Origin of the sequence: Actinocatenispora thailandica (genome assembly GCF_016865425.1) — a bacterium.
Taxonomy (GTDB): domain Bacteria; phylum Actinomycetota; class Actinomycetes; order Mycobacteriales; family Micromonosporaceae; genus Actinocatenispora; species Actinocatenispora thailandica.
In genome coordinates, this window is record NZ_AP023355.1 from 7,283,001 (window position 1) to 7,305,371 (window position 22,371).

The 22,371-nt window shown below is 71.6% G+C and carries 23 protein-coding genes and 1 pseudogene; 10 read left to right on the plus strand and 14 right to left on the minus strand.

Annotation, left to right across the window (positions count from 1 at the left end; genetic code table 11):
• Nucleotides 1-69: 69 nt before the first annotated feature.
• Both Athai_RS33070 and sigJ read right to left on the minus strand, forming a co-directional pair.
• Nucleotides 70-1,116: an RNA polymerase subunit sigma-70 gene (locus tag Athai_RS33070; RefSeq protein WP_203965107.1), complete on the minus strand. Its 1,047-nt coding sequence runs from the start codon at nucleotides 1,114-1,116 to the stop codon at nucleotides 70-72.
• Between the two features lie 120 nt (nucleotides 1,117-1,236).
• Nucleotides 1,237-2,181 (minus strand): RNA polymerase sigma factor SigJ, encoded by a 945-nt coding sequence (sigJ, locus tag Athai_RS33075; RefSeq protein ID WP_239157313.1) that lies wholly within the window; start codon nucleotides 2,179-2,181, stop codon nucleotides 1,237-1,239.
• Between the two features lie 187 nt (nucleotides 2,182-2,368).
• On the opposite strand from sigJ, the gene Athai_RS33080 reads away from it, so the two are divergent.
• Nucleotides 2,369-2,809: a YybH family protein gene (locus tag Athai_RS33080; protein ID WP_203965108.1), complete on the plus strand. Its 441-nt coding sequence runs from the start codon at nucleotides 2,369-2,371 to the stop codon at nucleotides 2,807-2,809.
• A gap of 12 nt (nucleotides 2,810-2,821) precedes the next feature.
• Here Athai_RS33080 and Athai_RS33085 read toward each other — a convergent pair whose 3' ends face one another.
• On the minus strand, nucleotides 2,822-3,400 hold the full coding sequence (locus tag Athai_RS33085) for a GNAT family N-acetyltransferase (RefSeq protein ID WP_203965109.1): 579 nt from the start codon (nucleotides 3,398-3,400) through the stop codon (nucleotides 2,822-2,824).
• A gap of 55 nt (nucleotides 3,401-3,455) precedes the next feature.
• On the opposite strand from Athai_RS33085, the gene Athai_RS33090 reads away from it, so the two are divergent.
• Entirely contained in the window at nucleotides 3,456-3,905 is a 450-nt protein-coding gene (locus Athai_RS33090) for a MarR family winged helix-turn-helix transcriptional regulator (RefSeq protein ID WP_203965110.1), read from the plus strand.
• Between the two features lie 64 nt (nucleotides 3,906-3,969).
• Here Athai_RS33090 and Athai_RS33095 read toward each other — a convergent pair whose 3' ends face one another.
• Nucleotides 3,970-5,013: an NAD(P)-dependent alcohol dehydrogenase gene (locus tag Athai_RS33095; protein ID WP_275422679.1), complete on the minus strand. Its 1,044-nt coding sequence runs from the start codon at nucleotides 5,011-5,013 to the stop codon at nucleotides 3,970-3,972.
• 336 nt (nucleotides 5,014-5,349) lie between these two features.
• Between Athai_RS33095 and Athai_RS33100 the strand changes: the two genes are divergently transcribed.
• Nucleotides 5,350-5,961, plus strand: a complete 612-nt coding sequence (locus Athai_RS33100; RefSeq protein WP_239157315.1) for a DedA family protein — start codon at nucleotides 5,350-5,352, stop codon at nucleotides 5,959-5,961.
• Nucleotides 5,962-6,208: 247 nt separating this feature from the next.
• Here the strand turns inward: Athai_RS33100 and Athai_RS33105 are convergent, their stop codons facing one another.
• Genes Athai_RS33105 through Athai_RS33140 form a run of 8 tightly spaced genes read right to left on the minus strand, consistent with a single transcriptional unit; the run spans nucleotide 6,209 to nucleotide 14,729 of the window.
• On the minus strand, nucleotides 6,209-7,621 hold the full coding sequence (locus Athai_RS33105; protein ID WP_203965111.1) for an NADH-quinone oxidoreductase subunit N: 1,413 nt from the start codon (nucleotides 7,619-7,621) through the stop codon (nucleotides 6,209-6,211).
• Nucleotides 7,618-9,096: a complex I subunit 4 family protein gene (locus tag Athai_RS33110; RefSeq protein WP_203966680.1), complete on the minus strand. Its 1,479-nt coding sequence runs from the start codon at nucleotides 9,094-9,096 to the stop codon at nucleotides 7,618-7,620. Before Athai_RS33110 ends, Athai_RS33105 begins: the two co-directional genes overlap by 4 nt.
• Before the next feature lie 7 nt (nucleotides 9,097-9,103).
• Entirely contained in the window at nucleotides 9,104-11,026 is a 1,923-nt protein-coding gene (locus tag Athai_RS33115; protein WP_203965112.1) for an NADH-quinone oxidoreductase subunit 5 family protein, read from the minus strand.
• Nucleotides 11,023-11,328, minus strand: coding sequence for an NADH-quinone oxidoreductase subunit NuoK (locus Athai_RS33120; protein WP_203965113.1), 306 nt, complete (start codon nucleotides 11,326-11,328; stop codon nucleotides 11,023-11,025). Before Athai_RS33120 ends, Athai_RS33115 begins: the two co-directional genes overlap by 4 nt.
• Nucleotides 11,325-11,885, minus strand: a complete 561-nt coding sequence (locus Athai_RS33125; RefSeq protein ID WP_203965114.1) for an NADH-quinone oxidoreductase subunit J — start codon at nucleotides 11,883-11,885, stop codon at nucleotides 11,325-11,327. Before Athai_RS33125 ends, Athai_RS33120 begins: the two co-directional genes overlap by 4 nt.
• Nucleotides 11,886-11,890: 5 nt before the next feature.
• A complete protein-coding gene (locus Athai_RS33130; protein ID WP_203965115.1) occupies nucleotides 11,891-12,802 on the minus strand; it encodes a complex I subunit 1 family protein in 912 nt (303 codons plus the stop codon).
• The gene (locus tag Athai_RS33135; protein ID WP_203965116.1) at nucleotides 12,799-14,397 is read right to left on the minus strand and encodes a hypothetical protein; all 1,599 of its coding nucleotides are present in this window, start codon (nucleotides 14,395-14,397) and stop codon (nucleotides 12,799-12,801) included. The genes Athai_RS33130 and Athai_RS33135 overlap by 4 nt, the downstream gene beginning before the upstream one ends.
• Nucleotides 14,388-14,729, minus strand: a complete 342-nt coding sequence (locus tag Athai_RS33140) for an NADH-quinone oxidoreductase subunit A (protein WP_203965117.1) — start codon at nucleotides 14,727-14,729, stop codon at nucleotides 14,388-14,390. Before Athai_RS33140 ends, Athai_RS33135 begins: the two co-directional genes overlap by 10 nt.
• A gap of 540 nt (nucleotides 14,730-15,269) precedes the next feature.
• Here Athai_RS33140 and Athai_RS33145 point away from each other — a divergent pair.
• The 3 genes from Athai_RS33145 (at nucleotide 15,270) to Athai_RS33155 (ending at nucleotide 18,333) form a co-directional block, all read left to right on the plus strand.
• The gene (locus tag Athai_RS33145) at nucleotides 15,270-16,700 is read left to right on the plus strand and encodes an MFS transporter (RefSeq protein WP_203965118.1); all 1,431 of its coding nucleotides are present in this window, start codon (nucleotides 15,270-15,272) and stop codon (nucleotides 16,698-16,700) included.
• Between the two features lie 170 nt (nucleotides 16,701-16,870).
• Nucleotides 16,871-17,719 carry an oxidoreductase gene (locus Athai_RS33150; protein WP_203965119.1) on the plus strand — a complete coding sequence of 283 codons (849 nt, stop codon included), beginning with the start codon at nucleotides 16,871-16,873 and terminating at the stop codon, nucleotides 17,717-17,719.
• Nucleotides 17,719-18,333: a TetR/AcrR family transcriptional regulator gene (locus Athai_RS33155; RefSeq protein ID WP_203965120.1), complete on the plus strand. Its 615-nt coding sequence runs from the start codon at nucleotides 17,719-17,721 to the stop codon at nucleotides 18,331-18,333. Before Athai_RS33150 ends, Athai_RS33155 begins: the two co-directional genes overlap by 1 nt.
• Before the next feature lie 836 nt (nucleotides 18,334-19,169).
• On the opposite strand, the gene Athai_RS33160 is transcribed toward Athai_RS33155, so the two are convergent.
• On the minus strand, nucleotides 19,170-19,385 hold the full coding sequence (locus Athai_RS33160; protein WP_203965121.1) for a hypothetical protein: 216 nt from the start codon (nucleotides 19,383-19,385) through the stop codon (nucleotides 19,170-19,172).
• Here Athai_RS33160 and Athai_RS33165 point away from each other — a divergent pair.
• Nucleotides 19,369-19,851 (plus strand): MFS transporter, encoded by a 483-nt coding sequence (locus Athai_RS33165; RefSeq protein ID WP_203965122.1) that lies wholly within the window; start codon nucleotides 19,369-19,371, stop codon nucleotides 19,849-19,851. The two genes, Athai_RS33160 and Athai_RS33165, sit on opposite strands and share 17 nt — an antisense overlap.
• A gap of 589 nt (nucleotides 19,852-20,440) precedes the next feature.
• Here the strand turns inward: Athai_RS33165 and Athai_RS33170 are convergent.
• Nucleotides 20,441-20,617: pseudogene (locus tag Athai_RS33170) on the minus strand (transposase family protein); the annotation flags it as partial.
• A 228-nt stretch (nucleotides 20,618-20,845) separates the two neighbouring features.
• Here Athai_RS33170 and Athai_RS33175 point away from each other — a divergent pair.
• Genes Athai_RS33175 through Athai_RS33185 form a run of 3 tightly spaced genes read left to right on the plus strand, consistent with a single transcriptional unit; the run spans nucleotide 20,846 to nucleotide 22,292 of the window.
• Nucleotides 20,846-21,577, plus strand: coding sequence for a transposase (locus tag Athai_RS33175; RefSeq protein ID WP_203965123.1), 732 nt, complete (start codon nucleotides 20,846-20,848; stop codon nucleotides 21,575-21,577).
• On the plus strand, nucleotides 21,499-21,777 hold the full coding sequence (locus Athai_RS35445) for a ribonuclease domain-containing protein (RefSeq protein ID WP_420829811.1): 279 nt from the start codon (nucleotides 21,499-21,501) through the stop codon (nucleotides 21,775-21,777). Before Athai_RS33175 ends, Athai_RS35445 begins: the two co-directional genes overlap by 79 nt.
• Nucleotides 21,778-21,782: 5 nt before the next feature.
• Nucleotides 21,783-22,292: a barstar family protein gene (locus Athai_RS33185; protein ID WP_203965125.1), complete on the plus strand. Its 510-nt coding sequence runs from the start codon at nucleotides 21,783-21,785 to the stop codon at nucleotides 22,290-22,292.
• Nucleotides 22,293-22,371 lie beyond the last annotated feature (79 nt).

Genomic DNA, 22,371 nt, shown 5'->3' on the forward strand with positions numbered 1-22,371 from the left:
CGGCCTGGCGCCGCCGGTTCGGCCGCGGCCTTTCCGGTACAGACACCGGCCGGCCGGGAATCGGAACGGTCAACGGTGAACGGGCAGCTCGAACGGCTCCGCCAGACTCGGATCCAGGAACCGGGTGATCCGCCCGATCCGGCCCGCCGCGGGCGTGAGCACCAGGACACCGTCGAACGTCGCCGGCACGTCGTCGGCGCCCGGCCGATCGTCCAGGTAGCAGCCGAACGCCGGCTGCCGGTTCGCGCCGGTCGGTACCAGCCGGAGCCGCCGGCCGCCGCGACCCCGCGTGCTGGCCGCCAGGAACGCGCGGATCGCCGTGGCCCGGTGATACTCGTGCGGCGCCGGCGGCATCGCCAGCCACGCCTGGTCGGTGAGCAGCGCCAGCACGCCGTCGATGTCGTCCGCGGTGAACGCGACCGCGAACCGCCGCGCCAGCTCCCACTCGTCCCCGGCGCCGGCATCGTCCCCGCCGCCGGCCGGCGGCCGTACCCGCCCCTGGACGGCGTCCCGGACGTCGGTCTCGCGGTGCTCGGCGAGGCTGGCCCGGGCCCGCTGCAGGGTGCCCTTGACCCCGTTCGGCGTGGTGTCCAGCATCGTGGCGACCTCGGTACGGCCGAAGTCGAGCACGTCGCACAGCAGCAGCACCGCGGCCTGCCGCGGCGGCAGCTGCTGCACCGCGGTGACGAAGGCCAGCTCCACCGTCTCCCGGCTCAGGTACCGGGCGGCCGGGTCCGGTGCGCGCTCGACGATGCGGTCCAGCGCCGCATCCGGGTACGGCTGCAGCCAGGTCACCGCGGCCCGCCGGGACGGCGCCGGCGGGGCGAACGGTGGGACCGGCTCGGCCGGGATCCGCCGGCTCGCGTCGCGCAGCGCGTTGCGGCAGCGGTTCGTGGCGATCCGGTACAGCCAGGTCCGGATCGACGAGCGGCCGGCGAAGCCGTCCAACCCCCGCCAGGCCGCGAGCAGCGTCTCCTGCACCAGGTCCTCGGCGTCGGCGAGCGAGCCGAGCATCCGGTAGCAGTGCAGGTGCAGCTCGCCGCGGTGCGGCTCGACGAGTTCCCGGAACGCCGCGGCGCTGCCGCCGCGGGCCTGCTGCAGTACCGACCTGCCCATCCGCCGATTCTGCCGCGGGAAGCGTCCGGACCGCCCGCTCGCCGCGGCTCGACACCCGACGAGCCGCGGCGCGGCCGGGAATGGCCGGACCGCTGGCGACCGGCAGGCCGAGCGGTACGGTCAGCCGAGCGTCCACGGCCGGAGCTTGTCCGGGTTGCGTACCGCCCAGATGTGCGTGATGTGGTCGCCGACGACGTCGAACGCGTAGACCGAGATGACGATGTCGTCGTGCCGGATCGCCAGGCCGGGCTGGCCGTTGACGGTGGTCTCCTCCATCGTGACGCGGTCGGTCAGCTGGCCGGAGATCGCGACGACGTACCGCGCGATCCGCTCCCGGCCCGCGACCGGTTCGAGCGCGGCGCGGACCAGACCGCCGCCGTCCGCGGTGAACACCGCGTCCGGGTCGAGCAGCCGGACCAGGCCGTCGATGTCCTTCGCCGCCCACGCGTGCTTGAAGTGCCGGACCAGGCCGGCCTGCGCCGCCGTCGGCGCCGCGGGATGCCGCTGGGCGCGGATCCGGCGCCGCGCCACCGACGCCAGCTCGCGGCAGGCCGCCGGGGTGCGGCCGGTGATCTCGGCGATCTCCGCGAACGAGTAGCGGAACACGTCGTGCAGGATCAGCGCGACCCGCTGCGCCGGGGTCATCGCCTCCAGCGCCACCAGGAACGCCATGCTGATCGACTCGTCCAGGGTGACCCGGTCGGCCGGGTCCGCGTCGTCGGTGCCGCCGGTCGCGCGCCCGCTGATCCAGCCGGTACGGTCCGGTACCGGCTCCGGGATCCACTCGCCCACGTAGCGTTCCCGGCGGGCCCGCGCCGAGCCGAGCAGGTCCAGGCAGATCCGGCTGGCCACCCGGGTCAGCCAGCCGCCCGGCGACTCGATCGCGGCCCGCTGCTCCGGCGACATCGCGTACCACCGGGTATAGGTCTCCTGCACGGCGTCCTCGGCCTCGGCCAGCGAGCCGAGCAGCCGGTACGCGAGGCTGATCAGCTGTCGTCGCTCGCCCATGATCACGCTCAGGTCCGTCCCGGACCCGTCCTGCCTTGGCGCCGGGTCGCTCGTCATGGCCGTCGGATGCTCCTCACCGGTCTCGGCACGCGGGGCCGGCAGTCTGCTCGGTCGGCTCCCCTACCGGTACGACGACGCAGCCGGCTGGAATGTGAGGTCGCCGCGCCCCCTGACATTCGGTGGCCGCGCTTCGTCGTACCGGTATCGGACCAAGCATTCACCCGTACCGGAGGGAACACCGACCATGTCGACGGCACACCAGGCAGACGAGGCCACGATCCGGCAGCTGATCAGCGGGATCGCCGACGGACTCGGCGCGAAGGACCTCGACGCGCTGCGGCGGATCTACGCACCGGACGTCGTGTCCTTCGACGTCGAACCGCCACTACAGCACGTCGGTGTGGAGGCGAAGCTGAAGAACTGGGAGCGCGCCTTCGCGATGCTCGACGACCTGCACTACGAGGTACGCGACCTGGCCGTCGAGGTCGGCGACGTGGTGGCGTTCGCGCACTGCTTCGGACGGCTCAGCGGGACGCTGGCGGACGGCACCGCCACCGAGGGGATGTGGGTGCGGGGGACGTTCTGCTTCCGCAAGGTCGGCGACGACTGGCTGATCGCGCACGACCAGGCCTCGGTGCCGCTGGACTTCCCGACCGGGCGGGCCTGCACCGATCTGGAGCCCTGAGCCGCCGCCGGGTCAGCCGCCGGTCCCGCTCGCAGCCGGCTCGGCGCCGCCGGTCCCGCTCGCCGCGGGCTCGGCGCCGCCGGCTCGGTTCGTCGTGGTGCCGGCCCGGTTCGTCGTGGTCTCGGCGGCAGCCGGTTTGACCAACCGCACGGCGTGCGGGCCCGCGCTGCCGGCGAGCCGGTACCCGCAGCTGCGGTAGAACCGGATGTTGTCGGTGCTGCGCCGGCCGGTTTCCAGGACGAACGTGTCGATCCCGGGCGGCGCCTGCGCCTCGGCGTGCCGCAGCAGTGCCCGGCCGAGCCCGCTGCGGCGCTGGTCCGGCGCCACCATCAGCCGGCCGAGGTGCCAGCTGGCGCCGTCCCGGCGGGCCCGGACCGCGCCGATCAGCCGGCCGTCGTGGCGCAGGCACCAGGTGTGCCACCGGTTCAGCCCGGCGCGGACGTCGGCCAGCGTCTCGTGCAGCGCGGCGATGTCGAGCGTGTCGTTCGCGATGGCCTCGTCGACCCAGCAGCAGCGCTGGAGCACGAGCAGTTCGGGCACGTCCCGCGCGGTCGCGGGCCGGGCCGGCAGCGCCGGGAATTTCTGTGACATGTCAATGACAGTACCGCGGTTTAGGTGACGCGTCAACGGAAAGTAGACTGGTCCGGTGCCCGAGACGAGGTGGCTCGACGCCGACGAGGACCGGTCCTGGCGCGCGCTGCGCCGGCTGCTCACCGCGCTACCGGCCCGGCTGGGCCGCGACCTGGCCGAGCTCGGACTGTCGACCACCGACTACGAGGTGCTGAGCACGCTCTCCGAACGCGACGGCTGGCGCTGGAACCTCAAGGACCTCGCCAAAAAGATGGAATGGAGCCGCAGCCGGCTGTCGCACCACGCCGCCCGGATGGAGGCGCGCGGGCTGATCGAGCGGGAACCCGACCCGGCCGACGGACGCGGCTCCATCTACCACCTGACCGACGCCGGCTTCCGGACCCTCGCCGCGGCCGCGCCCGGCCACCTGGAGTCGGTCCGGCGGCGGCTGCTGGACCACCTCAGCCGGGACGACCTGGCCGTGCTGGAGCGGATCTCCACCCGCATCGCCGACCTGCCGGACTGACGCCGTCACCGCCGGCGCGGGGCCGGCGGCGACGGCGGTGCTCAGACCAGCGTGGCGGCGGTGCTCAGGCCAGCGTGGCGATGTCGATGACGAAGCGGTACCGCACGTCGGAGGCCAGCACCCGCTCGTACGCCTCGTTCACGTAGTCGGCGGAGATCAGCTCGGTCTCCGGCGCGATGCCGTGCTCGGCGCAGAAGTCGAGCATCTCCTGGGTCTCCGGGATACCGCCGATGCTCGACCCGGCGAACGACCGCCGGTTGCGGGACAGCGCGAACGCGTGCACCGGCAGCGCCTCCGGCGGGGCGCCGACGTTGACCAGCGTGCCGTTCAACCGCAGCAGCCCCAGGTAGGCGTCCATGTCCAGCGGCGCGCTGACCGTGTTGACGATCAGGTCGAAACTGTTCTTCAGTGCCTCGAACGTGTCCGGGTCGCTCGTCGCGTAGTACTCGTCGGCGCCCAGGGCGAGCCCGTCGTCCCGCTTCTTCAGCGACTGCGACAGCACGGTGACCGTGGCGCCCATCGCATGCGCGATCTTGACCGCCATGTGCCCCAGGCCGCCCATGCCGACGACCGCGACCCGGGTGCCCGGGCCGGCCTGCCAGTGCGCCAGCGGCGAGTACGTGGTGATGCCGGCGCACAGCAGCGGCGCCGCCTTCTCGAACGGGATCGACTCCGGCACCCGGAGCACGAAGTCCTCGTCCACCACGACGTGGGTGGAGTAGCCGCCCTGGGTGATCGTGCCGTCCCGGTCGACCGAGGCGTAGGTGCCGACGGCCCCGTTCAGGCAGTACTGCTCCATGCCGGCGCGGCAGTTCTCGCACTCCCGGCACGAGTTGACCAGGCAGCCGACGCCGACCCGGTCGCCGACCCGGTGCCGGGTGACCTCGGCGCCGACCTCGGCCACGACGCCGACGATCTCGTGCCCGACCACCTGCGGGTAGGTGACGGGCCCCCAGTCACCGCGGACCAGGTGGATGTCGGAGTGGCAGATGCCGGCGTACCTGATCTCGATCAGCACGTCGGACGGGCCGACGTCCCGGCGCTCGATGGTGGTCGGGACCAGCGGTTCGGTCGCCGACGGTGCCGCATATGCGTTCACGCGCACGATGTGTCTTCCTTCGTACGGGGATGGTCCACCCCAGCATTCACCCCACCCGGCGCCCCCGCCAAACCCGGGCGGCCCCATGGTGACCAACCGGTCAACAACGCCTCGCCCGAGGCCGGGTTCCGCTGCCATCGGTCGGCTGCCACCGGTGGACCGTATCGACCCGTCCGTCCGGGACGGAGGCCGCGGCCGTGCTTACTACTACAGTGTGTTGTAGTAATCGATCGGTCGGGGGGTGCGCGGGATGGGCGAACGACACCGACCGGCCCCGTACCGTGGGAGGCGTCGGACGGTGCCGCCGGGGGGCGCGGTGCCGGGCCCGCGGGGAGGCCGATACCGGTGACTGCGGCGTTCGTCGACCTGGGCGCCCTGCTCGGCCAGTACGGCTACCTCGCGGTGGCCGTGCTGGTGCTGGTGGAGGACTTCGGGGTGCCCGCACCGGGCGAGACGGTGCTGATCCTGGCCTCGATCGCGGCGCACGCCGGCCGGTTGAACATCCTCGCCGTCGCGGCGATCGCCTTCGTCGCCGCCGTCGCCGGCGACAACATCGGCTTCGCCATCGGCCACTTCGGTGGTCGGCCGCTGCTGCACCGGTTCGGCCGGTACGTGCTGCTCACCCCGCGCCGGCTGGACCGGGCCGAACGGTTCATGCTGCGGCACGGCGGGAAGGTCGTGGTGATCGCCCGGTTCGTGGAGGGCCTGCGGCAGGCGAACGGCCTGCTCGCCGGCGTCACCGGGATGCGGTGGCGCCGGTTCCTCGCGTTCAACATGATCGGCGCCGCCGCCTGGGTCGGCGTCTGGGCCGCCCTCGGGTACCTGGCCGGCGGGCACCTGCCCGCGATCGAACACCTGATCACCCGGTACCAGCTGTACCTGCTCGGCGCCGCCGTGCTCGCCGTCGCCGGGTTCGCCGGCTGGCGGGTACTGCGCGCCCGGCGGCGCCGGCGATAACCGTTGGGCCGCTTGGGCTCGCCGAGGCTAGGGCGTGTCTTCATGGCCAGCCACCCGGCTGCGCCGGGCCCGTTCGCCCGCTCGCGGCGTTGTCGGCACGGGCGCATACGTCACCGGTATGCACCCGCACCTCCGCCTTCCGCCGAGTCCGCGAACCGGGCCGCCTTCGCCCGCCGCTTCGCCACGGCGTGACGGCCGCTGCGTCGCCGGGGCGTGACGGCCGCCGTCGCCGCGCACGGCTCCCGGGTCAGCGCAGCAGGTGGCCGGAGAGGGCGTGCACGACCGGTTCGGCGGCGAGCCCGAGGGCGAGGGACCCGGCGGCGGCGGTGACGGCCACCGCGGCCGGCCACCGGCCGGCGGGCGTCGGGTGCGGCGCGCCGTCCCGCTGGAACAGCGGGACGATCCAGCGCAGGTAGTAGTAGAGGCTGGCGAGCGTGTTGGCCGCGGCGACGACGACCAGCCAGAGCAGGTTGGCGTCGAACGCGGCCGTGAACACCGACAGCTTCCCCACGAAGATCGCGGTCGGCGGCGTGCCGACCAGCCCGAGCAGGCAGATCACCAGCGCCAGTGCCAGCACCGGCCGCCGGCCGAACAGCCCGCGGTGGCCGTCCAGGGTCGCCGACGGCAGCGCGGCCAGGACGGCGAAGGCGCCGATGTTGGTGACCGCGTACCCGGCGAGGTAGAAGCCGAGGCCGGGCAGCGCGAGGGCGGCGTGCCCGGCGGCGGCGACGGCCATCAGCAGGTAGCCGACCTGGCTGATGGTGGAGTAGGCGAGCAGCCGCCGCGGGTTGGTCTGCGCGAACGCGGCAAGGTTGCCCAGCGTCATGGTGCCGGCGGCGACGGCGGCGACCAGCAGCCGGCCGCCGGCGACCCCGGGTACCGCCACGTCGAGTAGCCGGTACGCGGCGATCAGCGCGCCGATCTTCGGGATGGTGGTGACGAACGCGGCGACCGGGGTGCCGGCGCCCTCGGCGACGTCCGGTACCCAGAACTGCGCCGGTGCGCCGCCGGCCTTGAACAGCAGCCCGCCGAACACCCCGACGAACCCGGCGGCGGCCAGTACCGGCGGGGCACCGGGCAGCGTCCGGGCCAGCGTCGGGTAGTCGGTGCCGCCGCCGGCCGCCAGCAGGGCCGCGACGCCGAGCATCAGCACCACCCCGAACAGCGCCCCGATCAGGTAGTACTTGAGGGCCGCCTCGGTGCCCGCCGGGTCGGCGTCGAACGCGGTCAGGGCGTAGAGCGGGACGCTGGCGAGCAGGTAGCCGGCGATCAGCAGCAGCAGGTCGTCGGTGCCGGCCAGCACCATGGCGCCGAGCGCGGCGAGCAGCAGCAGGACGACGAACTCGGTCTCCCGCCGGTGCCCGGACAGCGTGCCGCCGGCCATCGCGAGGACCAGCAGGGTGCCGGCGAGGATCACCACCCGCGCCACGGCGAGGCCGGTGTCGACCGCGTAACTGCCGCCGAACACGGTACGGGCGGGGCCGGTGGCGGCGACGACGGCCGCGGCGATGCCGACCGTACAGCCGATCGCGCCGAGCAGCCGGACCAGCCACTGCCGCCGCCGGGGCAGCCACGAGCCGGCGAGCAGCCCGGCGACGGCCGCGACGGCCAGGGCGAGCTCGGGCAGCAGCGCGCCGGGATCCTCGTGCAGGCCGGTCATCGCGCGACCAGCTCCGCCGCGGTGCGGGCGGCCGGTTCGATCAGGTCGAGCAGGAACCGGGGCAGCACGCCGATCAGCAGCGCCAGCAGCATCAGCGGGACGATCGCCACCGCCTCCACGGCGGTCAGGTCGGTGACGGTGGCGCCGCGCGGTGCCCGGTAGCCGCCGAGGAAGACCCGGCGCAGGGCGGCGAGGAACAGCGCCGCGGTGAGCAGGATGCCGAGCACCGCGATCGCGGTGGCGACCGGTACCGGGCCGAGGCTGCCGGCGAACACCTGGAACTCGGCGATGAAGCCGGAGAAGCCGGGCAGCCCGAGCGAGGCGAACGCGGCTGCGGCGGTCAGCATCGCGAACCGGGGCGTACGGGTGGCGAGCCCGCCGTAGGAGTCCATCGCGTAGCTGCCGCCCCGCTGGTACAGCACCCCGGACAGCAGGAACAGCGCGCCGGTGATCAGCCCGTGGCTGACCATCTGGGTGACCGCGCCGGTGACCGCCAGCGAGCGCGCCGCGGCGCCCGAGCCGAGCAGGCCGGCGGCGCCCACGGCGAGCAGGATGTAGCCCATGTGGTTGACCGAGGTGTAGGCGATCATCCGCTTGAAGTCGCGCTGCGCCAGCGCGACCAGCGCCCCGTAGACCACCGACACCACCCCGATCACCACCGCGACCAGCGCGTACCGCCGCCAGCTGTCCGGCAGCATCGGCATCGCGATCCGGACGAACCCGTAGGTGCCCATCTTGAGCAGCACGCCGGCCAGGATCGCCGAGCCGGCCGCGGGCGCGTCGGTGTGTGCGGGCGGCAGCCAGGTGTGGAACGGCACCGTCGGCGTCTTGATCGCCAGCCCGAGACCGATCGCCAGCAGCGCGAGGCCGCCGCCCAGACCGGTCAGCGGATGCGCGCGGGTCAGCGCCACCATGTCGAACGTGTGCGGGGTCGCCGACAGGTACAGGCCGATGAAGCCCAGCAGCAGCGCCAGCGAACCGAGGAACGTGTACAGGAAGAACTTGAGCGCCGAGCGTTGCCGGTCCCCGTGCCCCCAGCCGGCGATGACGAAGTACATGCCGACGATCGACAGGTCGAAGAAGACGAAGAACAGGATCAGGTCCAGCGACACGAACAGCCCCAGGCTGACCGTCTCCAGGAACAGGAACAGCGCGGCGAACCCGCGTACCCGGGTGCGTTGCCGCAGCGAGTAGATCGCGCAGGCGAGGAACAGCACGGCGGTCATGGCCAGCAGCGGCAGCGACAGCCCGTCGACGCCGACGTGATAGCCGACGCCGACGGACGGGATCCACGCCAGGTTCGTCTGGTACCCGATGCCGTGGCCCCGGTAGCCGACCCAGATGGCCACCACCAGCGCCAGGTCGACGGCGCTGGCCGCCACCCACAGCCAGCGGACCGCGCGGTCCGGCAGCCGGGGCACGGCCAGCAGCCCGACGCCGACCAGCAGCGGCCAGAACACCACCAGACTCAGCAGCACGAGCTCACCTCGACCCGAAGACGATCAGCAGCAGGATCAACAGCGCGAGGCCGAGCACCGCCTGCGCGTAGTACTGGTGCAGCTGCCCGGTCTGCGGCAGCCGGGCCCACGACCCGAGCCGACGCACCCCGGCCGCGAGGGAACGGACCACGGTGTCGACCCGCAGCTCGACCACCGCACCGGCGGCCGTGGACAGGGCGGTCGCGCACCAGACCGCGGCGCGGACCCCGCCGTCGACCAGCCGATCGTCCACGGTGGCCAGCATTCGGGCGAGCCGCAGCACCGGCCGGGCGACCAGCACCGTCGCGGCCCGTTCCAGCAGGAGCCAGTCGACCAGCAGCCGGGTGGCCGCCGGCGCCGCGCCGCGCGACGCCGGACGTACCGGTACCGTGCTCGGGTCCGGCGCCGTGGTCGACGGTCGGCGCCGGGCCGACACCCGTTGCGCCGCGACGACGCCGCCGAGGGTGACCGCCGCGAGCAGGCCGGAGGTGACCAGTTCGGTGGCCGACGGGCCCGGTTCCGCCGGCACCCCGAGCAGCGCGCGCCAGGCGGCAGCGGCGGGCGGCAGCGACAGCGCGCCGAGCCCGGCGGCGCCGGCCGCGAGCGGCACCAGCGCGGCCCGCATCGGCGCGGTCACCGGCGCGCTCGGCTGCTCCCGGTACCGGTCGTCGCCGGGGCCGCGGTGCCACACCGCCGCGATCGCCCGGCCCGAGTACGCGGCGGCGAGCACCGCGGCGGCCAGCCCGACCGCGTACAGCGCGGGCGACGAACGCCCGGCGGCGGCGAGGATCTCGTCCTTGGCGGCCCAGATCGACAGCGGCGGCAGCCCGGCGAGGCTCGCCGCGCCGATCGTGAACACGACCCCGACCAGCGGGTACCGTCGGGCCGCGCCGGCCAGCCCGGGCAGCTGCTTGGTGCCGAGCCCGGTCAGCCACGCGCCGGCGCACAGGAACAGCAGGGCCTTGGTGGCGGCGTGCGCGACGAACTGCTGGGCACCGCCGGCCACCGCGGTCACCCCCGCCGCGAGCACCAGGTACCCGAGCTGCGCGCAGGTGGAGGCGGCGAGCAGCTGCTTGAGGTCGCGCTGCGCCACCGCCACCGCACCGAGGAGCAGCGCGGTACCGGCGCCGACCCAGGCGACCAGCGGCGCGGCCCAGGACGTCGCCGCGAGCAGCGGGTGCAGCCGCAGCAGCAGGTACCCGCCGGCGGCGACCATGGTCGCCGAGTGCAGCAGCGCGGAGACCGGGCTGGGGCCGGCCATCGCCCGCGACAGCCAGAAGCTGAACGGCAGCTGCGCCGACTTGCCGAGCGCGGCCAGCACCACGCCGGCGGCGATCGCGTCCCGCCACCCGCCGGGTGCGCCGGTGAGCCCGGCCAGCCGCAGCCCCGGTACCCCGGCCGCCACCGCGGCACCCGCCGCCAGGTACAGGCCGACGTCGGCGGTGCGGGTGGTCAGGAACGCCACCTCGCCGCCGCGGACCCGGTCGAGGTCGCGGTGCCAGAAGCCGATCAGCGCGTACGAGGTGGCTCCCATCACCTCCCACGCCGCCAGCAGTACCGGCAGCGTCGTCGCAGTGACCGTCACCAGCATGGCGCCGGCGAACACCAGCATCAGCCCGAAGAACCGCCACCGGCCGGGATCCGCCGACAGCTCCCCGGCCGCGTAGGTCGACACCGCCAGGGTCACCGCCGAGACGGTCAGCACCAGGACCGCGGACAGGCCGTCGACCCGCAGCCCGGCCGGCAACCCGGCGAACAGCGGCACCGACGCCGCCGGCCGGGTCCCGGCGGCGAGCGCGGCCAGTACCACCGTGACCGCCGCGGTACCGGCCGCGACTGGTGCGGCGGCCCGGTTCGCGGCGCGGCCGGCGGCCAGCAGCGCCACGCCGGCGGCGACCGGCAGCACGACCAGCAGCAGGGCGATCATTTCTTCAGGTCCGCGGCCATGTCGGTCATGTCGACGTCGCGGGCCCGGAAGATCGCGGTGGTGACGGCGAACCCCATCGCCATCTCGACCGCCATCACGGTGATCGCCACGACCACCAGGACCTGGCCGTCCGGCCGGTGCGGGGACAGGAACCACCAGGACGCGGCGCCGGCCACGATGACCGCGTTGACCATCAGCTCGATGCCCATCATGATCATCACGATCGACTGCTGGGACAGCGCGCCGTACAGCCCGATCGCCAGCAGCGCCGCCGCGAGCAGCAGGAACAGCTGGAGCATCATCGGCCCACCCCGCCGCGGATCGGGTCGTCCGGGGCGCGCCGGTCCAGCTCGTCCCCGTACCGGTGGTAGCGGCCGCGGTGCTGCGCCAACACCACGGTGGCGACCATGGTGGCGAACAGCGCGAGCCCGAGCACCATCATCACCAGCATCTTCGAGCCCATCAGCGCCTCGCCGAGCTGCCGGGTCGGCTCCGCCGGCGGCGCGCCGCGCCGGGTCGGCCAGTGGATGAGCAGGATGCCCGCCGCCAGCACCAGGAAGGTGCCGACCGCGATCGCCAGCGAGCCTCTCCTGTTGTGCACCATGCTCATCGGCATCAGCCCGGCCGGATTCATCATGTACATGATCATGAAAACGGCCATCACGACCATCTCCATGATCATCATCAGGATGATCAACACCCCCAGGTACGCCAGGTCGAGCAGCAGCACGTCGACCGCGACGAACAGGAACGAGGCGAGCAGCGCGAACGTCGCCCGCGCCATCGAGTCGACCCAGAACACCGCCGCACCGGCCGCGACCGCGCCCACCGCGCAGACGACGAACACCACCAGCTGCATCCCGCTCACCTCACCAACACCACGATCGCCACCAGCAGCGCCTGCAGCAGCGTCGCCGGCAGCAGCACCACCCAGGACAGCTCGGTGAACCGGTCCATCCGTACCGTCGGCAACCGGTCCCGCAACCACACCAGCAGCGTCAACACCGCCGCCGTCTTCACCAGCGACCACAGCCACGCCGGCAGCAGCGGCCCGGCGCCGCCGCCCAGGAACGCCGGTACCGCGAAGGCCGCCGCGGCGGTCAGCATCAGGTAGCGGCCGGCGCGCAGCAGCAGGGCGTCCACCCCGGACAGTTCGGCGCCGACCCCGCCCGCCAGGTCCGCCTGGGCGGGCGCGTCGAACGGGCCCCAGAACGCCATCCCCAGCGCCGCCACCAGGTAGGCGACGAACGCCACCGGCATCCACACCACGAACCACAGCCCGGACTGAGCGGCCACCACGTCGCCGACCCGCAGCGAACCGGCGCCCAGCGCCACCGTGGTCAGCGCGAACATGTGCGGCAGCTCGTACGCCAGCCCCTGCGCCAGGAAGCGGTAGCCGGCGACCAGCCCCCACACCGAGTTCGCGCCCCAGCCGGTCAGCCACAGGCCGGCCCAGACGACGACCTCCATCGCGTTGAACCAGACCACCCCGACCGGCGAGTCCCAGACCGTCCACCGGCCCAGCGGCACCACCAGTACCGCCAGCGTCGCGGCCACGCACACCGCGGCCGGACCCAACCGCCACAGCAGCCGGTCCGCGGCCACCGTCGACCGCCGCTGCTGGACCAGCAGCCGCGCCGCTTCCGCCCCCGGCGTACCGGCACCGGACGCGCGGCCGGCGGCCAGCCCGCCGCGCAGGGCCGCGGCGCCACCGGCCAGCGCCAGCAGTACCGCACCGGCGACCGGTACCGTCCACAGTGGAGCCTGTTCGATCATCGGGCACGCTCCACCGCGGACCGGCTCGCCGGCATCGCGGCGAGGCTGGCGACGGTCAACCGCGCGGCGGCGAGATCACCGCCCGCCAGCGCCGCCGGCAGCAGGCCAGGATCGGGTTCGACCAGCTCGACGCGGTGGCCGGCGAACACCGCGTCCAGCCCGTCGAGCCAGGCCGACAACCGGTCGTACACGTCGGCGCCCGCCCCCGGCTCGACCGCGAGCCGCCCGCCCGGCTCCGCCGGGTCGGCCGGGCGCCGGTGCTGCGGGCTCGCCGGGGTTGCCGGCTCGTCCGAGAGCCGCCCGTTCGGGGCCGCCGGGTCGACCGGGTGCCGGTGCTGCGGGCTCGCCGGGGTCGCCGGTTCGACCGGGAGCCGGCCGAGCCCGGCCAGCGACCAACGCAACAGGCGCGAACGGCGGAGCCGCGCCGCCCAGCGCCGGTAGCCGGCCGGCGCCGTCCCGGACCGCGCCTCGTCCCGCAGCCGGCGGCCGTCCCGCGCCGCCCGCTGCCAGCCAGCCAGTACCAGCAGGGCCTGCACCTGGTCGAGCAGCCGCACCGCGGGTGTCGTCGGTGGCCGCGGCCCGCCGGGCAACCGCTGCGCCTCGGCTTCCTGCACGACGTCGCCCTGGAGGACCAGCCGCACCAGAAATCCCGCCGGCCACGGGTACAGCGCCGGCCCGAGCGTGAGATGCAACCGGTCGAGCATCAGCCCGTCCCGATCGGTGCCGCGATCGGCCATCGCCACCCCGCCCGGCATCATCATCCCGCCGTGCTCGTGCCCACCGTGCTCGTGCCCACCGTGCTCGTGCCCACCGTGCTCGTGCCCGCCGTTCTCGTGCCCGCCGTTCTCGTGCCCGCCGTTCTCGTGCCCGCCGTGCCCGGCTTGGTGACCCGCGTGCTCGTGTGTGCCGTGCTCGTGCCCACCGTGCTCGCCCCGTTCGTGCCCGCCGTGCTCGTCCCTGGGGTGCCCGGCTTGGCGACCCGCCTGCTCGTGCGCGCCGTGCTCGTGCGGGTGGGGCTCCTCCATCCCGCGCTCGCGCTTGCCGTGCCCGGGCTCGGTCTCGTCGTTTCCGCCGTGCTCGTCGGGCTCGTGCCCGCCGTGGTCGTGCTCGTCGTGTCCGCTGGGTTCGTGGTCTGCGTGCTCGGGCCGGTCCGGCGCGGCGGGCGGCTCGCCGTCGGCGTGCCGGTGTCCGCCGGGCGTACCGTCCGCATCCCGGTGCCCCGCGGCCCGTTGGCCGTCCGCGGGGCGGCGGCCGTCACTCGGCGCGGCGGGTCCGCTGGTTCCGGCGTCCGCGCCGGAACGCAGCGCGGTGATCGCGTCCTGCAGGGCGGCGTCGACCTCGTCCGGGCCGGTCACGGTGACCCGCCGGCGGGGCAGCGGGAGCTGGTCCCAGACCGCGTCGATCGCGTCGTCGAACTCGCCGGCCCCGGCACCGCAGACGACCAGCGTGTTCGCCTGCGCCGGGGCGTACGCGGGGAGCCACCCGTGCCGGTCGCACCAGCGTTCCACCGCCATCCGGGCCGGCTCGCCGCCGGGGGCGGTGACGATCATCGGCCGCAGCGGGGTCATCCGCCGCAGCGTCGCGGTCAGACCCATCGCAGCGCGCCTTCCCGCCACGCGTACAGCACGCCGGCGACGAGCACCGCCAGGAACGCGAACATCTCGATCACCGCGCTGGCCCCGACCGAGGCGACCACCAGCGTCCACGGGTACATGAAGACCATCTCCATGTCGAACGCGAGGAACAGCATCGTCACCGTGTACCAGCGCACGTGGTAGCGGGAGACGGCGTGCTCGACGGGTGGGTTCCCGGACAGGAACGGGGTGCGGGCGGTGCCCTGCGCGGCCACCCGGACCAGCCGACCCACGCCGTACAGGCCGGCGATCGCGAGGACCGCGAGCCCGCCCAGCAGCAGTACCGCGGTCATCGCACCGTCCTCGCCGTCACCATCGGCGTACGATACCCCACGCGGGTATCTGCGACGAGTGCTTTCGGTGAATCGGTGCGCGCCGGCCGGCGGCCCCGTGCCGGCGGTGGCGCGGCTTCCGGACCGGCAACGGAACCGAGTACACCATCATGTTCGGATGCGCGCACCTTCGGCGCACCCGGTCGGTGGCCGTCGGCGCAGCCGCGCTCGCCGCTGCCACCGGATGCGGCGACGGTCACCGCGCCGGCCGGTCGAGCGTGGCCGGCACCGTCTCGCGCGCCCCCGGTGGCGACCGCGCGAACGTGCCGCGCGGCCCCGGTTGCGACCGCGCGCACGTGCCGCGCGGCCGATGATCCCGCACCACCTCCCGCGGGGCCTGGCGCGATGCCGGGTTGTCGCCACCTCTTCCCGGCGCCCGAGTTGCGCCGTGCGGTCGCGCTCACATACCCCCACGGGGTACTTGTGTTCCGTGGTTCGGGTGCGCTAACGTCCGGCAGCGCGATACCCCTAGGGGGTATTGCCATACCGTCGGAGGATGTCATGTCGTTCGAAGCAACGGGTACGCGGCGCTGGTGGGCGCTGGGGTTCATCGCGCTGGCGCAGTTCATGGTGATCATGGACACCTCGATCATCGGGGTGGCGCTACCGCGGATGCGCACCGATCTCGGGTTCTCACCGGGCGGGTTGTCGTGGGTCTTCAACGCGTACGTGATCGCGCTGGCCGGTCTCCTGCTGCTCGGCGGCCGGCTGGCCGACCTGCTCGGCGCGCGCCGCGTGTTCGGTGCCGGGTGGGTGATCCTCGCGATCGGGTCGGTGCTCGCCGCGCTCGCCGGCACCGCCAGCGTGGAACTCGTCGGCCGGGTGGTGCAGGGAGCCGGCTCGGCGCTGATCGCGCCGTCGGCGTTGACCCTGCTGATGACGCTCTTCGGGGCACGGCCCGGCGAGCTCGGCAGGGCGCTGGCGATCTACGGCGCCGCGGCACCGGCCGGCGGTACCGCAGGGGTGTTCCTCGGCGGCGTGATCACCCAGTGGCTGTCCTGGCCGTGGGTGTTCTGGCTGTACGTGCCGATCGCCGCGGTCGCCATCATCGCCACGGCACTGCTGATGCCGGCCGCGGCCCGCCGGCGCGGGTCGGTGGACGTCACCGGTGCCGCCGCGGTGACCGGTGGCCTCGCCCTGGCCGTACTGGCGATCGTGCGCGCCCCGCAGGCCGGCTGGGCGGCGCCGTCGACCCTGGCCGTACTGGCCGGTGCCGTCGCCCTGCTGGCCGGGTTCCTTGTCCTGCAACGGATCCGGCGGGAGCCGCTGGTCCGGCTCGGGATCTTCCGCACCCCGCAGCTGGGCGCCGCGAACCTGGCGCAGGCGCTGCTCGGCGCGGCCTGGATCCCGATGTGGTACTTCCTGAACCTGTACCTGCAGCAGGTGCTCGGCTACGGCGCCTTCGCCAGCGGTACCGCCCTGCTGCCGATGACGCTGCTCATCGTGGTCCTGATGGTCGCCGTCGCGCCCCGGTTGATCGCCCGGTTCGGTACCAAGCCGCTCATCGTCGGTGGCCTGCTCGCGCTGGCCGCCGGCCTGGTGTGGCTGTCGTTCGCGCGGCCCACCGGCAACTTCCTGGTCGACGTACTCCCGGCGTCGCTGCTCGCCGCGCTGGGCCAGGCGCTGGCGTTCATCCCCTCGCTGGGCACCGCCATCGGCAGCGCCCGGCCGGAGGAAGGCGGCCTGGCGGCCGGCATCGTCAACACGTCGTACCAGGTCGGCTCCGCGCTCGGGCTCGCCGCAATGACCGCCGTCGGCGTCTCCTACGGTGCGGACCGGATCGGGCACCCCACCGACCTCACCGCCGGCTACTCGGCCGCGTTCCTCGGCGCCGCCGGCATCGCCATCCTCGGCGCGCTACTGGTCCTGCTGGTGTTCCGGACTCGGCGACCGGAACGCGTGCCCGACTCGGAGCCGGCGACCGCACGCTGACGCGCCGTCTCGGGGGCGTCGCCGACCACCGGCGACGCCCCTCGCAGCGCTAGGCGCCCGGGTGGCACGCCCCCGCGCGCGGCTCGGAATCGACACCGTGGCGAGAAAACTCGACATGGTGTAGATTTTTTGGGGCGTACGAAGTCCCCGGGAGACCCGACTGGAGAACCATGAGCACGCGGAACTGGCTGATCACCGGCGTCAGCACCGGCCTCGGGCGCGCAATCGCCCTGGCTGCCCTGGCCGCCGGGCACACCGTCGCCGGCACCGTCCGCGCCGAGGCGGACCGGCGAGCCTTCGAAGAACTCAGCCCGGGGCGTGCTCACGGCCGCATCGTGGACGTGACGGACGGCGACACCGTCGCCGGCGTCGTCGCGGAGCTGGAACGAAGCGTCGGCCCGCTGGATGTCGTCATCGCCAACGCCGGTTACGGCCTGGAGGGAACCTTCGAGGAAACCCCGCTGGCCGAGGTGCGGCGACAGTTCGACGTCAACGTGTTCGGGGCCGTGGCCACCTTGCAGGCGGCCCTGCCGCACATGCGACGGCGCCGCCGCGGACACCTGATGGCCGTCACCTCCATGGGCGGGTTGATGGCCGTGCCCGGCATGTCCGCGTACTGCGGCAGCAAGTTCGCTCTGGAAGGCATCCTGGAGGCGCTGGGCAAGGAGGTCGCACAGTTCGGGATCCAGGTGACGGCGATCGAACCCGGCTCCTTCCGCACCGACTGGGCCGGACGGTCCATGACCCGCGCCGTGCGATCCATCGACGACTACGACGAGCTGTTCACCCCCATCCGCGAGGCCCGGCAGAAGGCCAGCGGAAACCAACTGGGCAATCCCGCCAAGGCCGGGGACGCCGTCGTGCACATCGCGTCGGTCGACCAGCCGCCGGCCCACCTCGTACTCGGCTCGGATGCGCTGCGGCTGGTCACGGCCGCGCGGACGGCGGTGGACAAGGACATTCGGGCGTGGGAGACGCTCTCGCGCACGACCGACTTCGCCGATGGCGCCCAGCTCTGATGACCGGCCATCACCCGGGGCGAAGCCGACGCGCCACCGAACGCAAGGGCGATGTCCGGGAGCGGTCCATTCTGGACACCTGTGAAGCCCTACTGGCGCAGAAGGGCTACGACGCCATGACCGTCGGCGACCTCGCCCAGGGTGCCGGCATCACACGCGGCGCGCTGTACTTCTACTTCGGCTCCAAGCAAGAGGTGGTCACCGCACTCGTCGCCCGGACTGTGGAGCACTTGTGGGAACGGTCCCGGGCCACCGCGCAGGCCGAGGAGCCGCGCCAGGCCATCGCAGCAGCCATGCAGCGCACGGTCGAACTGTGGAACGAGCACGGCCTGGTCATGCGCACGGCGATCGACCTGTCGCTGACCGTGCCGGAGATTGGTGAACTCTGGCAGCACACGGCTGACCTGTTCATCGAGGCCATCACCGCCGTTCTGGAACGCGCCGGCATTCAGGCCGGCGCCAAGCCCTACCAGGCCCCGGCGATGGCACGTTCGCTGTGCTGGATGATCGAGCGCACCTTCTACCACGCCTCACAGGAATCCCGCGAGGAGCTCCGACAGGCATCGGCGACATGCGAACACATCTGGCTGACCAGCGCCGGCCTGATCACCTGAGCATCGCTTCTGCCTGCAGTCCCGACATCCACACCAGGCCGGGCGGCGCCGGCCGACGGCGGCCACCGACAGTCGCCGCCAGCGCGGCGCGGATGCAACGAGGGGATCACCACCCTGTACCGCGCGACCGCAGCCAGGAATAGCACAAGAAACGACCGGCCGAATAGCAGCAAGAATCCTGGGCGAGTCTCCGGACCGGCGGTGAGAATCCGAAGGGTAATCAGCCGCTTGGCGGGTCGACGATCGCATGGCATCCGCGTGACACCCAGGGATCGACTCGGCCATACCGGAAAAGGTATTTCCGCCGGTCAAGGCAGGTGCATCGCGTGGGACTCGAACCCACAACCTACGGATTAAAAGCCCATAGCCTTGTTGATCTTTAGCTCAACGGCTATGAACTTGATTTACCTTAGATTACCACAGCATCGCCTCGTTGCACAGCGAACCTGCCCGATCGCCGACTGCGCACGGTGACGGAACTGAAAGCTAGCGCAATCTAACGAAAAGTAAGTTCAGCCCGATGGAGCACCGTTGGAGCACCCAGCGGCGGAGAGTCGACTGCGGCAACCGGCCAAGGCACGGGACGAAACTGCGCCTGACTCGGCCGGTGAACTACCACAAAATGTGTGATCCGGCCCCGCCAGTGAAGCGTTGACGATGTCGTGCCACATCGCTGAGCAACTGTTCCCGACAATTTCACTCTGAGTAAGTATTTCGGGAGGCGCCGTCGTTCATCTCCTCTGCCAGGCCGAGCACCCATCGATCGCTCACCCAGCCGAGTCGACTGTGCGCGGCTGTCAGAGGCCCCTGTCGGGGAACGAACAGTGGGGCCCGGCTCAAGAGACGCTGTGGTCGGTACCACCGAGATCGTCGAGGAGGTCGGCGAGTGCGGCCGGGCGGCGACCCTGTTCGCGCTGACCTGCCTGTCGTTCCCGACCTTCGTGCTCGGCCTGCTGCCGTTGTACTTCCTGTTCTACCGGCTGCATCTGGCCGGCATCACGTTCTTCCCCGGCCGCCTGGCGCGGAGTACTGACGGTGGTGCAGCTGATCACGGTCGCCCTGATCGCCGGCGCAGCGGCCGTGTTCTTCCACAGCGCCTTCCAGGTCCTGCTCCCCGGGGTAGTCGACGAGACAGGCCTCGCCGAAGGCAACGCCAAGCTGCTGGGCAGCCGCGAGGTCGCCCAGGTCAGCGGGCCAGAACTCGGCGGCCTGATCGCCCAGGCCGGCGGCCCGGTGATCGGCCTGCTGGCCAACGCGGCCAGCTTCGCCGTCTCACTCTGCTGCCTGACCGCCATGCAGCGCCACCACGCGATCGCCGGTCCGGCCACTCGACCGACACGGGCGTGTTCGCCGGTCTACGCTTCGCCTGGCACGACCCCGTCTCAGCCGGCCTTGCAAGCAAGGCGACACCAGAATGCCCGCTCGATGCCGCCAAAATCAGGCTTCACCTCCATCAACCCGAGCAACGATCCCTCCCGGGCCAAGCAATTCGGCAGACTATTAACCACGGCCACATAGGAAGAGATAATCTAGCTTCGGATCACGGAAATAGGTTCCCCACCGTCAACATATATGAGGTAGCCGGCCTCCGGATCGTTCTCGCTCTCCCCCTCGGGGACGACCCCGAGCCCCAGGGTGGGACGTGGAAGCCAACCGACGTCTCGCGCGGGAGTGAAGATCCGCACATCGCGCACTATCACATTCGTTGGCGGAATTCCAATCATGCAAACAATTCCTGCGCGGAGATCCTCAACAGAAGGTTCAGTACGCCACGGAGTATTGATCCACTCGGCGCTGTCGACGCGCGAAGGTAGGGAGATTTTCCCACTCCATCGGATCTGAGACTCCGGATCAGGCTCACGCCACGGCCATTCAATAGAAACGTAGTGTTTCGTTATGCTCTCGACTCGAGCATCCGTAGGCTCGCAGGACAGCGTTAACGTCTGTCCCACTCTAAAATCGTCCTGCAGCATTACGTGTTGTCCAATCTTGCATGCCTACCCACAGTGGCAGGATTTGAATTGTTATAGCTCACCCGGGCGAGACCAGAACATCCGCCATGGGGTCTTGTCGAGAGCTCCTGTAATTCGTCACCACTGAGCCTTTTTCATCCTGCTGCGAGTTCGTGGTTGTGCAGGACGTGGATGGCTTTGGCGAGGTGGCCGGCGCGGTGCGGGCTGCAGCGTAGCTTGGCGAGTACCTTCCAGGTCTTGAGCTGTGCGTTCGCGCGTTCGCCGGGGCCGCGTAGCCGTGCGTGGGCGCGGTTGGCTGCCTTCTGCGATTCGGCAGCTCCTGCGCGATCCGCACATCCACACCAGGCTCACGCTCCGGCGTCTGACCAGCCGCCTGCCCAGCGGAATCCTCCGCCGCTGACTCCCACTCCGACACAGACGATCCTTCCCGCCGAGACACTCGCCCCAGCATTCTGGATCACCAGCCCACCCACAGAGTTCCTGACAGGCCCCTGCGTGGTAAGACCGACGCCATCGACGCTGAGGCAGCCGCTCGCAAGGTGCTGGCCGGGGAATGCATCGCAGTTCCCAAAGACACGACCGGGATCGTGGAGGCCATCCGGCTGCTGCACACTGCCCGCGACTCCGCGGTCAAGGCTCGAACCGCAGCATTCAACCAGTTCAGCGAACTGGCCATCACGGCCCCCGAATCCATCCGGCGGTCGTTGACCGCCACAACGCTTGCGGGCAAAGCCAGTCAGGCGACCACCTGGCGTCCGAACCACAACCAGCTGGCCGACCCCGTCCAGGCGGCCAAGCTTGCTCTGCGCGGCCTGGCGCGCCGCATCGCAGCGCTGACCGCCGAGGCCGCCGAAATCGAACAGCGCTTGGCCGAGATGGTGCACGCCGCAGCACCCCGCACCCTCAACCTGCTAGGCATGGGCCCCATCCACACCGCGCAGATGCTGATCACCGCCGGTCAGAACATCGATCGGCTACACAGCGAGGCCGCCTTTGCTCACCTGTGCGCTGCCGACCCCATCCCCGCTTCCTCGGGCAAGACCACACGCCACCGACTCAACCCCTTCGGCGACCGTCAAGCCAACCGGGCCCTGCACCTGATCGCCGTGGTCCGGCTGCGTTACTGCCAGCGCACCCGCGCCTATGCCAAGCGTCGCACCGAGCAAGGACTGTCCAAAAAGGACATCATCCGGTGCCTGAAACGCTACATAGCCCGAGAGATCTACTACAGTCTCCGGGCCGACCTTCGACAGCTCGCCACAGCCACTTGACATCTATTAGGAACGTCTCGGGGCAGTCCCAAGGAGCGCTTATTCTACCCGGCGGCAATGGAGTAACTTATCGTGAGTGGGATGTGAACTCAAAGGTCAAGGGCGTTTCACGAGGTGAGGAGGAGCGATTGGTAACCGGTAGCGACGGGTCCGCTTGGTATACGGACGATCATTATAAATCGTTCTATAGGGTACGGTGAGTCGGATGGTTGAGAACCCGCTCTTGAGTATCGGCCCGCCGTGGATATTTGCGGCCGACCTTGACTCAAACCGGTTCGGGAAAATGGCAGACCAGCTCATCGTCAGCGGAGGTAAGAAGATCGAGCTTGAAGGCGCTAGGATGACTACGCTCGATGCCTTATTTGACGAGTTTGCCCAAGCAGCTATGCTGCCCGACTATTTTGGGCGGAACTGGCCGGCCCTTGACGAGTGCCTCGCAGACCTTGAATGGCTTCCGGCATCTAGCTACGTCATGACGCTTCGCAATCCAGCTAGACTCTTAAAGTCTGCGCTTCGCGATCGTCCGGTGTTTATCAAGATAGTGACCAAAGTGGCGGCGGAATGGGCCGAACCCGTCAGCGTCGGAGAGTATTGGGATAGGCCCGCGATCCCGTTGCATCTAGTTGTCGACCGTGCCTGTGGCGCGGATCATGGTTGGCGTGAGTGTGCTAGCACTCCGGACGCATCATGGCTGGGGACAATGAGGTCTATCTAGGCACTCTCGAAGTGGAGCTGATAACGGCGTGTTGGCATGAGGGACGGCCCGATTGTTGGGAGAATTCGGCTTGCCCGAC

Excerpts from the sequence above, each read along its gene's own strand:
- Athai_RS33070 (WP_203965107.1), bottom strand. The coding sequence starts at position 1,116 with ATGGGCAGGTCGGTACTGCAGCAGGCCCGCGGCGGCAGCGCCGCGGCG.
- sigJ (WP_239157313.1), bottom strand. The coding sequence starts at position 2,181 with ATGACGAGCGACCCGGCGCCAAGGCAGGACGGGTCCGGGACGGACCTG.
- Athai_RS33080 (WP_203965108.1), top strand. The coding sequence starts at position 2,369 with ATGTCGACGGCACACCAGGCAGACGAGGCCACGATCCGGCAGCTGATC.
- Athai_RS33085 (WP_203965109.1), bottom strand. The coding sequence starts at position 3,400 with ATGTCACAGAAATTCCCGGCGCTGCCGGCCCGGCCCGCGACCGCGCGG.
- Athai_RS33105 (WP_203965111.1), bottom strand. The coding sequence starts at position 7,621 with ATGACCGGCCTGCACGAGGATCCCGGCGCGCTGCTGCCCGAGCTCGCC.
- Athai_RS33115 (WP_203965112.1), bottom strand. The coding sequence starts at position 11,026 with ATGATCGCCCTGCTGCTGGTCGTGCTGCCGGTCGCCGCCGGCGTGGCG.
- Athai_RS33120 (WP_203965113.1), bottom strand. The coding sequence starts at position 11,328 with ATGATGCTCCAGCTGTTCCTGCTGCTCGCGGCGGCGCTGCTGGCGATC.
- Athai_RS33125 (WP_203965114.1), bottom strand. The coding sequence starts at position 11,885 with ATGCAGCTGGTGGTGTTCGTCGTCTGCGCGGTGGGCGCGGTCGCGGCC.
- Athai_RS33130 (WP_203965115.1), bottom strand. The coding sequence starts at position 12,802 with ATGATCGAACAGGCTCCACTGTGGACGGTACCGGTCGCCGGTGCGGTA.
- Athai_RS33135 (WP_203965116.1), bottom strand. The coding sequence starts at position 14,397 with ATGGGTCTGACCGCGACGCTGCGGCGGATGACCCCGCTGCGGCCGATG.
- Athai_RS33140 (WP_203965117.1), bottom strand. The coding sequence starts at position 14,729 with ATGACCGCGGTACTGCTGCTGGGCGGGCTCGCGGTCCTCGCGATCGCC.
- Athai_RS33145 (WP_203965118.1), top strand. The coding sequence starts at position 15,270 with ATGTCGTTCGAAGCAACGGGTACGCGGCGCTGGTGGGCGCTGGGGTTC.
- Athai_RS33150 (WP_203965119.1), top strand. The coding sequence starts at position 16,871 with ATGAGCACGCGGAACTGGCTGATCACCGGCGTCAGCACCGGCCTCGGG.
- Athai_RS33155 (WP_203965120.1), top strand. The coding sequence starts at position 17,719 with ATGACCGGCCATCACCCGGGGCGAAGCCGACGCGCCACCGAACGCAAG.
- Athai_RS33185 (WP_203965125.1), top strand. The coding sequence starts at position 21,783 with ATGGTTGAGAACCCGCTCTTGAGTATCGGCCCGCCGTGGATATTTGCG.